Consider the following 3,116-nt stretch of genomic DNA (forward strand, 5'->3'; position numbering starts at 1 on the left):
GTGGCCGGGCTGCCCGACCCCGTCGGCGAGGTGGTCCGCGGCTCGACCCTGGCCAACGGCCTGCGGCTGCGCCAGGTGCGGGTGCCGTTCGGCGTCGTCGGGATTATCTACGAGGCGCGTCCCAACGTGACCGCCGATGCCGCGGGCATCTGTCTCAAGTCCGGCAACGCGGTGCTGCTGCGCGGCTCGTCGTCGGCGCGGTCCTCGAACGCCGCGATCGTCGCGGTCCTCCGCGAAGGAGTCGAACACCGCGCTGGTCGACGTGCTGCGCGCGGCCTTGGCGGACAACGGCTTCCCGGCCGACGCGGTGCAGCTGGTGCCCGGCGACACGCACGACTCGGTGACCGAACTGCTGCGTGCGCGCGGCCTGGTGGACGTCGTGATCCCGCGCGGCGGCGCGTCGCTGATCCGGAACGTCGTGCAGAACGCGATCGTGCCGGTGATCGAGACCGGCGTCGGCAACTGCCACGTGTACGTCGACGCGGCGGCCGACCTCGACCAGGCCATCGCCATCGTGCTGAACGCCAAGACCCATCGCACCAGCGTCTGCAACTCCGCCGAGTCGCTGCTCGTGCACGCCGACCTCGCCGAGGTGTTCCTCCCGCGAGTCGTCGCGGCGCTGCAGGAGGCCGGCGTGACCATCCACGGCGACGAGGCGTTCGCGGCGTACGACGGGGTGGTGCCGGCGACCGAGGAGGACTACGCGACGGAGTACCTCTCCCTTGACATCTCCGCGGCCGTCGTCGACTCGGTGGACGCCGCGATCGAGCACATCCGGCGCTACTCCAGCCAGCACACCGAGGCGATCGTGACCGAGGACCAGCGCGCCGCCCGGCGCTTCACGGCGGCGGTCGACTCCGCGGCGGTGCTGGTCAACGCCTCGACCCGGTTCACCGACGGGGGCGAGTTCGGCTTCGGCGCCGAGATCGGCATCAGCACCCAGAAGCTGCACGCGCGTGGTCCGATGGGCCTGCCCGAGATGACGTCGACCAAGTACGTCGTCACCGGGGACGGGCACGTGCGCTGACTGTCCGGCGCGGACGGTAGGCTCAGCGCATGCTCAGCACCCTCACCACCGCCGTGCTCGCCGCCGAAGAGGCCCACCACGAGGTCGACCAGGTCCTGTCCTGGGGCGTCGGCGTGATCACGCTCGGGATCCTCTTCGCGCTGCTCTTCGGCCTGATCGCGTTCGGAGCGGGCCGCGAGCACAGCTGAGGTGACCCTCGCGCCCGTGCCCCGCCGCGTCGGGGTCATGGGCGGCACCTTCGACCCCATCCACCACGGCCACCTCGTGGCCGCCTCCGAGGTCCAGTCCTGGTTCGACCTCGACGAGGTGGTGTTCGTCCCCACCGGCGACCCGTGGCAGAAGTCCGACCGGCACGTCTCGCCGGCCGAGCACCGCTACCTGATGACGGTCATCGCGACCGCCGCCAACCCGCGGTTCACCGTCTCGCGCGTCGACATCGACCGTCACGGCCCGACGTACACGCGGGACACGCTGGGCGACCTGAAGGCGGCGATGCCGGATGCGGAGCTCTACTTCATCACCGGTGCCGACGCGCTGACCGAGATCTTCACCTGGCGCGATCCCAACGAGCTGTTCGAGCTCGCCCAGTTCGTGGGCTGCACCCGGCCCGGCTACACCATGGACGAGGCCACCCTCGCGGCCCTGCCCGCCGACCGCGTGACGATGGTCGAGATCCCCGCCCTGGCGATCTCGTCGACCGACTGCCGCTCGCGCAGCCAGCGCGGCGAGCCCATCTGGTACCTCGTCCCCGACGGCGTCGTCCAGTACGTCAACAAGCACCACCTCTATCCGAAGGACTCGCAGTGACCGCCTCCGAGCACGCCCGCGAGCTGGTGACCGCCGCCGCGCGCGCCGCGTCCGACAAGCTCGCCACCAACATCCTCGCGTTCGACGTCAGCGAGCAGCTGGCCATCACCGACGCCTTCCTGCTCACCTCGGCGAGCAACGACCGCCAGGTCAAGGCGATCGTCGACGAGATCGAGGACAAGCTCCGCGAGATCGGCGCCAAGCCCATCCGCCGCGAGGGTGAGCGCGACGGCCGCTGGGTCCTCATCGACTACGGCGAGGTCGTCGTCCACGTGCAGCACGAGGAGGAGCGCGAGTTCTACGCCCTCGAGCGGCTCTGGCGCGACTGCCCGACCATCGCGCTCCCGGCCGACGTCGTCGCCCACGAACGGTGACCGCCCGGCGCCTCGTCCTGCTGCGGCACGGGCAGACGGCCTGGAACAAGGCCCACCGGGTCCAGGGCCAGCTCGACGCGGAGCTCGACGACACCGGCCGTCGTCAGGCCGCCGACGTCGCCCCGCTGATCGCCGCGATGGCGCCGGTGGCCCTGTGGTCATCCGACAGCCTCCGCGCGCGCGACACGGCGGCGTACGTCGCCAAGGAGACCGGCCTGGACCCGTCGTACGACGCCCGGCTGCGTGAGTACTTCCTCGCCGACCGGCAGGGCCTCACCCACGCCGAGTACGCCGCCCTCGCGCCGGAGGAGTTCGCGGAGTTCCGGCTCGGCGACTTCGACGTGGTCCCCGGAGGCGAGCGGGCGAGCGAGGTCGCCGCGCGGATGACCGCCGCGCTGGGTGAGCTGCTGGCGACCGTCGCGCCGGGGGAGCTCGCCGTCGCGGTCTCGCACGGCGCGGCGATCCGCGACGCCGTACCCGCCCTGCTCGGTTGGGAGCCCGGCCGGCGCGCATCCCTGCACGGTCTCGACAACTGCGCCTGGGTCGAGCTCGACCAGCACGAGCCCGGTGCACCGCTGCGGCTGCGCGCCTACAACCGCGTCGCACCGCGCTGAGCACCCCCGATTTCGCATCCGCGATCGGTTCTGGCTAATATTCCGCAGGTCGCTCGCCACCGCGGGAGCGAACGAGATGGGGCTGTGGCGCAGCTGGTAGCGCATCTGCATGGCATGCAGAGGGTCAGGGGTTCGAGTCCCCTCAGCTCCACCATCTCCACCGAAGGCCGGCTTCCACCCAGGAAGCCGGCCTTCGGTCATTTCCGACCAGACCCACCCCGCAGTACGCCGAGTCGGCAGAAGTTGCGCGTCGAGTCGGCAGTAACTACTGCCGACTCGACCCGCAACTTCTGC

4 protein-coding genes, 1 tRNA gene and 1 pseudogene are annotated in these 3,116 nt (G+C 71.2%); all 6 read left to right on the forward strand.

Annotated features, from left to right (window positions below; genetic code table 11):
• Positions 1 to 1,027: pseudogene (locus VMF51_RS17115) on the forward strand (glutamate-5-semialdehyde dehydrogenase); the annotation flags it as partial.
• Between the two features lie 29 nt (positions 1,028 to 1,056).
• Positions 1,057 to 1,215: a hypothetical protein gene (locus VMF51_RS17120; protein ID WP_325475667.1), complete on the forward strand. Its 159-nt coding sequence runs from the start codon at positions 1,057 to 1,059 to the stop codon at positions 1,213 to 1,215.
• Between the two features lie 16 nt (positions 1,216 to 1,231).
• Positions 1,232 to 1,834 carry a nicotinate-nucleotide adenylyltransferase gene (nadD, locus tag VMF51_RS17125; RefSeq protein WP_325475668.1) on the forward strand — a complete coding sequence of 201 codons (603 nt, stop codon included), beginning with the start codon at positions 1,232 to 1,234 and terminating at the stop codon, positions 1,832 to 1,834.
• The gene (gene rsfS / locus VMF51_RS17130) at positions 1,831 to 2,208 is read left to right on the forward strand and encodes a ribosome silencing factor (protein WP_325475669.1); all 378 of its coding nucleotides are present in this window, start codon (positions 1,831 to 1,833) and stop codon (positions 2,206 to 2,208) included. The genes nadD and rsfS overlap by 4 nt, the downstream gene beginning before the upstream one ends.
• Positions 2,205 to 2,822 carry a histidine phosphatase family protein gene (locus tag VMF51_RS17135; protein WP_325475670.1) on the forward strand — a complete coding sequence of 206 codons (618 nt, stop codon included), beginning with the start codon at positions 2,205 to 2,207 and terminating at the stop codon, positions 2,820 to 2,822. The genes rsfS and VMF51_RS17135 overlap by 4 nt, the downstream gene beginning before the upstream one ends.
• Before the next feature lie 78 nt (positions 2,823 to 2,900).
• Positions 2,901 to 2,976, forward strand: a tRNA-Ala gene (locus tag VMF51_RS17140).
• The last annotated feature ends 140 nt before the right edge of the window (positions 2,977 to 3,116 follow it).

Origin of the sequence: Nocardioides sp. (assembly GCF_035503875.1) — a bacterium.
Taxonomy (GTDB): domain Bacteria; phylum Actinomycetota; class Actinomycetes; order Propionibacteriales; family Nocardioidaceae; genus Nocardioides.

Excerpts from the sequence above, each read along its gene's own strand:
- VMF51_RS17120 (WP_325475667.1), top strand. The coding sequence starts at position 1,057 with ATGCTCAGCACCCTCACCACCGCCGTGCTCGCCGCCGAAGAGGCCCAC.